The sequence below is a fragment of the Rhodococcus sp. YH1 genome (genome assembly GCF_009939605.1).
GTDB classification, from domain to species: Bacteria; Actinomycetota; Actinomycetes; order Mycobacteriales; family Mycobacteriaceae; genus Rhodococcus; species Rhodococcus aetherivorans.
The window spans coordinates 1-5,525 of sequence record NZ_WVTE01000136.1; the positions used below are offsets into that span (position 1 = coordinate 1).

Sequence of the window (5,525 nt, forward strand, 5' to 3'; positions counted from 1 at the left end):
GGTTCTCGGCATCGAACGCGCCGGCCTCGACGACGACTTCTTCGAGCTCGGCGGCAACTCCCTGCTCGCGACGCAGCTGGCCTCCCGGCTCGGCGCCGCGCTCGACACCCGGGTGTCGGTGCGGACCGTGTTCGAGGCGTCGACCGTCGCGGCGCTGGCGGGGCGGATCCAGCCGTCCGTCGGCCGCGGCGCCCGGCCGCCGCTGGTGCCGGAGCCGCGGCCCGACCGGGTTCCGCTCTCGCTCGCGCAGCAGCGGATGTGGACCCTCAACCAGGTGGATCCGGGATCGGGGGCCTACAACATCCCCGTCGCGGTGCGGCTCAGCGGCTCCCTCGACGTCGACGCGCTGCGCGCCGCCGTCGCCGACGTGATCGCCCGGCACGAGGTGCTGCGCACGGTGTACCCGGACACGGAGGACGGCCCGGTCCAGGTGGTGCTCCCGACGGCGCAGGCGCTGCCGGACCTGTCCCCGGTGCCCGTGCCCGAGAGCGAGATCGTCGACCGGCTCACCGGCGTCCTCGGCGCCGGCTTCGACGTGACGGCACCGACCCCGCCGGTGCGAGCGCGATTGTTCCGCGTCGCCGACGACGAGCACGTGCTCGCCCTGGTGGCCCACCACATCAGCGCCGACGGCTACTCGATGCGGCCGCTCGTGCGCGACGTGATGGTCGCGTACGCCGCCCGCGCCGAGGCCCAGGTGCCCGGATGGGCGGAGCTGCCGGTCCAGTACGCCGACTACACGCTGTGGCAGCAGCGGGTGCTCGGCGACCCGGACGACCCGGACAGCGAGCTGTCCCGCCAGCTCGGGTACTGGACCGCCGAGCTGGCCGGCAGCCCCGAGCTGCTCGCGCTGCCGACCGATCGGCCGCGGCCGGCGCGGCAGTCGACCCAGGGCGACGCGGTGGCGTTCACCATCGGTGAGGCGCTCGCGCAGCGCATCGAGAAGACCGCCCGCGAACACAACGCGACGGTGTTCATGGTCGTGCACGCCGCCCTCGCGGTGCTCCTGTCGCGGCTCGCGTCCGCCGAGGACGTCGCGGTCGGTACCCCGACCGCCGGCCGCGCCGAGGAAGCTCTCGACGACCTGGTGGGCATGTTCGTCAACACGCTGGTGCTGCGCACCCGCGTGGCCGGCGGGGACACGTTCGCCGACCTGCTCGCCCAGGCGAAGGAGAAGGACCTGGCGGCGTTCGGCAACGCCGACGTGCCGTTCGAGCGGCTCGTCGACGCCGTCGGCCGTAAGCGGTCGAGCTCGTACACGCCGCTGTTCCAGGTGATGCTCACGTTCCAGAACATCGAGACCGGAACGCTGGAGCTGCCCGGACTGGCGGTCACCCCGCTCGAGGCGGGTGCCCATCAGGCGAAGTTCGACCTGCAGTGCACCTTCGTTGAGCAGTTCGCGCCCGGCGGTGGCCTCGGCGGCCTCGACGTGATCTTCACCTACGCGACCGCGCTGTTCGACCGGGAGACGGTCGAGCTGTTCGCCGAGCGGTTCACCCGCGTCCTGGACGCGGTGACGTCGGACCCCCAGGTGCGGCTGCGCGCGATCGACATCCTCACCGAGGCCGAACGGGCCCGCGTGGCCGCGCCGCGCAAGCCCCGGACCGTGGCGGACCTGCCGGACCTCGTCGCCGCCGCCGCCGAGACCGCCCCCGACACGGTGGCGCTCAGCCACGGCGGCCGGGACGTCACCTTCGGGGAGTTCGCGCAGAAACTGGCCGCGACGGCGACCGCGACGGGCGGGGCACTCACCGCGGAGGCGCTCGTGCCCGTGGTGTTGAACACCCTCATCCCCGGAGTCCTGCCCGCGCTGGGCGCCGACGGGTTCGCCGAACTGGTCCGATCCGTGCTCGCGGCGGCCGACGAGATCACCGGTAGGGGGCTCTGACCTGGGCGCTTCGTTTGCTGTCGGTCCGACCGGGATAATCGAACATCGACTGTCGTCCGACCCCGTGGGCACCGAGGTGGCCGCGGGGTCGACGGAGCGCGCACGACTGTGTGCGACACGCAGAGGTATCGGAGGATGAAGTAGATGGCTGAAGGCACGTCGGGCAAGCAGGCGCTGACGATCGCAGACCTGCCCCGGTTGCTGGCCGGAGTCGTGGACCGCGAGCCCGACCGCGTCGCCCTCGCCCACGGTGACACGCAGCTGACCTACAGCCGGCTCCAGCAGGAGATCGCCACCCTCGACGCCGCGATGGGGGGCGTGCTCGGTATCGAAGCGCTGGTCCCGGTCGTGCTGTCCAACCTCGCGCCCGCGCTTCTCGCCGACGGTGGGCTGCCCGCCGTGCTCGACCGGCTCCTCGCCGACGCCGCGTCCGTCCTCGGCGACGCGGCGGCCGCCCCCGCCGGCCCCGACCTCGGCACCCTCGCGGGCCGCTTCGACGCCCAGGTCGAGGCGACCCCGGACGCGGTCGCCCTCGAGTTCGACGGCGAGACCCTGACCTACGCGGAGTTCGACGCCCGCGTCAACCGGCTCGCGCGGCACCTGATCGGGCTCGGCGTGGGCCCGGACGCGCGCGTCGGCCTGTCGATGCGGCGGTCCTTCGACCTGCTCGTCGGCATGTACGCGATCGTCAAGGCCGGCGGGGCCTACGTGCCGCTGGACCCGGATCACCCCGCCGACCGCATCGCCTACGTCCTCGACACCGCGGAACCCGTCGCGGTGGTCACCACCGCCCGCGACCGGGTGGATCTGCCCGGATCGGTGCCCGTGGTGCTCGTCGACACCCTCGACCTCGCGGACGTGTCCGCGGACCCGGTGCGCGACGACGAGCGGCTCGGCCCCCTGACCGCCGACAGTCTCGCGTACGTCATCTTCACCTCCGGCTCCACCGGCCGCCCGAAGGGCGTCGCGGTCGAGCACCGGGCCATCGTCGCGAACATCGCCTGGCGACAGGCCGAGTACGGGCTGCGCGGCGACGACGTCGTGCTGCAGAAGACGCCGTTCACGTTCGACGTGTCGGTGTGGGAGTTCTTCTGGCCGCTGCAGGTAGGGGCGCGCCTGTCGATCGCGAGGCCCGACGGCCACCGCGACCCCGCCTACCTCGCGCAGACCATGATCGAGCGCCGGGTCACGGTCGCCCACTTCGTCCCGTCCATGCTCGCGGTCTACCTCGCCGAGCCCACCGCCGCGGCCGTCACCTCGCTGCGGTACGTCTTCGCCTCGGGCGAGGCGCTGCCCGCGCAGACCGTCGCCCGATTCCACCGGATCTCCACGGCCGGGCTGCACAACCTGTACGGCCCGACCGAGGCCGCGGTCGACGTCACCTACTACGCGACCCACGGCGACGACGCGGTCGTCCCCATCGGTGCGGCCGTCGCCGACACCGACCTCTACGTCCTCGACGAGGGCCTGCGACCCGTTCCGCAGGGTGTCGAGGGAGAGCTGTACCTCGCGGGCATCCAGCTCGCGCGCGGCTACCTGCGCCGACCCGACCTGACCGCGGACCGCTTCGTCGCCGACCCGTTCGGTGCGCCCGGCGACCGCATGTACCGCACCGGTGACCTGGTCAGGTGGAACGCCGAGGGCCTGATCGAGTACGTCGGCCGCACCGACTTCCAGGTCAAGCTGCGCGGCCTGCGCATCGAGCTCGGCGAGATCGAATCCGCCCTGCTCGACCATCCCGGGGTCCGGCAGGCGGTCGTCGTCGTGCACTCCGACGAGACGCTCGGCGACCACCTCGTCGGCTACCTCGTCACCGACGGCGAACCGATCGACCGCACCGAACTGGCCGCGGCCGTGCGCCGGCGGCTGCCGGACTACATGGTGCCGTCGCTGTTCGTCGAGATGACCGAGTTCCCTCTCAACGCGTCGGGCAAGCTCGAGCGCAGGGCCCTGCCCGAGCCCGACTTCAGTTCTCTGGCAACCGAATACCGCGCACCGAGCACTCCCACCGAGGAGACGGTCGTCGCGGCCTTCGAGAGCGTGCTCGGCGTCGAGCGTCTCGGCGTCGACGACGACTTCTTCGCCCTGGGCGGCAACTCGCTGAGTGCGACGCGCGTCGTGGCACGTATCAACGCCGACCACAAGGTCCGCATCGACGTGCGGGAGTTCTTCGACGCCCCGACCGCCGCGCAGCTCGCCACGCTCGTCGACACGGCGATGGCCGCCGGCGACTCCCACCGGCCTCCGCTGGTGCCGCAGGTGCGGCCGGAGCGGGTGCCGCTGTCGCTGGCGCAGCGGCGGATGTGGTTCCTCAACCGCCTCGATCCCGGCTCGGCGGTCAACAACATCACGGTCGCACTGCGGCTGTCCGGGACGCTCGACGTCGACGCGCTCCGGGCGGCCGTGTCGGACGTGGTCGCGCGGCACGAGGTGCTGCGCACCGTCTACCCGGAGACGGAGGGGGTCGGCTACCAGCAGGTGCTGCCGGCCTCCGGCGTGGAACTGGACCTCACGCCGGCGAGGGTGACCGAGTCCGAGATCGTGTCGACGGTGGCGGGCACCGTCGCGGCCGGGTTCGACGTCACGACCGAGGTGCCCGTTCGCGTCCGTCTGCTGCAGGTCTCGGACACCGAGCACGTGCTGGTGCTCGTGGTGCACCACATCGCAGCGGACGGCTTCTCGATGGGTCCGCTCACGCGGGACGTGATGGTCGCCTACGACGCCCGTACCCGGCACGAGGCACCCGCCTGGGAGCCGTTGGCCGTGCAGTACGCCGACTACGCCATCTGGCAGCGGCAGGCCCTCGGTTCGGAGGACGATCCGCAGTCGGTCGTCACGCAGCAGATCGAGTACTGGGCGCGCCGTCTCGACGGTGTGCCCGAGCGGCTGGACCTGCCGACCGACCGGCCCCGGCCCGTCGTCGCCACCAACCGTGCCTCGGTGCACGCCTTCACCGTCGACGAATCGGTGCACCGGGGTCTCGTCCGGCTGGCGCAGGACACCCGGACGACGCCGTTCATGGTGGTGCACGCCGCCCTGGCGGCCGTCCTCAGCCGCCTGTCGGGCTCGGCGGACGTCACCATCGGCACGCCGATCGCCGGTCGCGGTGAGCAGGAACTCGACGACCTGATCGGCATGTTCGTCAACACCCTGGTGCTGCGCACCGAGGTCGCGCCGGGCGAGCCGTTCACCCGGCTCCTGGCGCGCGTGCGCGAGTCCGACCTCGCGGCGTTCGGGCACGCGGACGTCCCGTTCGAGCGGCTCGTGGAGGTGCTCGATCCGGTCCGGTCGCAGTCCCATCACCCGCTGTTCCAGGTGATGCTCGCGTTCCAGAATCTCGAACAGACCACCCTCGAGCTCGGCGACCTCGCGATCAGCCCGGTCACCGCGAATCTCGAACAGTCCCAGTACGATCTGTCGTTCATCTTCGTCGAAACGGTCGACGAGGACGGCGAGCCGGATGGCCTCGCCTGCGACCTGCGGTACGCCACCGATCTGTTCGACGAGGCGACGATCACCTCGTTCGTGCGGCGGTTGCTGCGGGTGCTCGGGACCGTCGCGGCCGAGCCGGCGCGGGCGGTGGGCGACGTCGAGTTCCTGTCGGAGCCCGAGCGGCGGGCGCTGACGTCGGTGCACG

Annotated in this window: 2 protein-coding genes; both read left to right on the plus strand. The window is 72.3% G+C overall.

What is annotated here, in order from left to right; all coding sequences use genetic code 11:
- A partial coding sequence (locus AIIKEEIJ_RS12095) for a condensation domain-containing protein (RefSeq protein ID WP_238406319.1) occupies positions 1–1,888 on the plus strand: 1,888 nt, incomplete at its 5' end.
- Positions 1,889–2,032: 144 nt separating this feature from the next.
- The coding region (locus tag AIIKEEIJ_RS12100; RefSeq protein ID WP_161995742.1) for a non-ribosomal peptide synthetase at positions 2,033–5,525 on the plus strand (3,493 nt) is incomplete at its 3' end.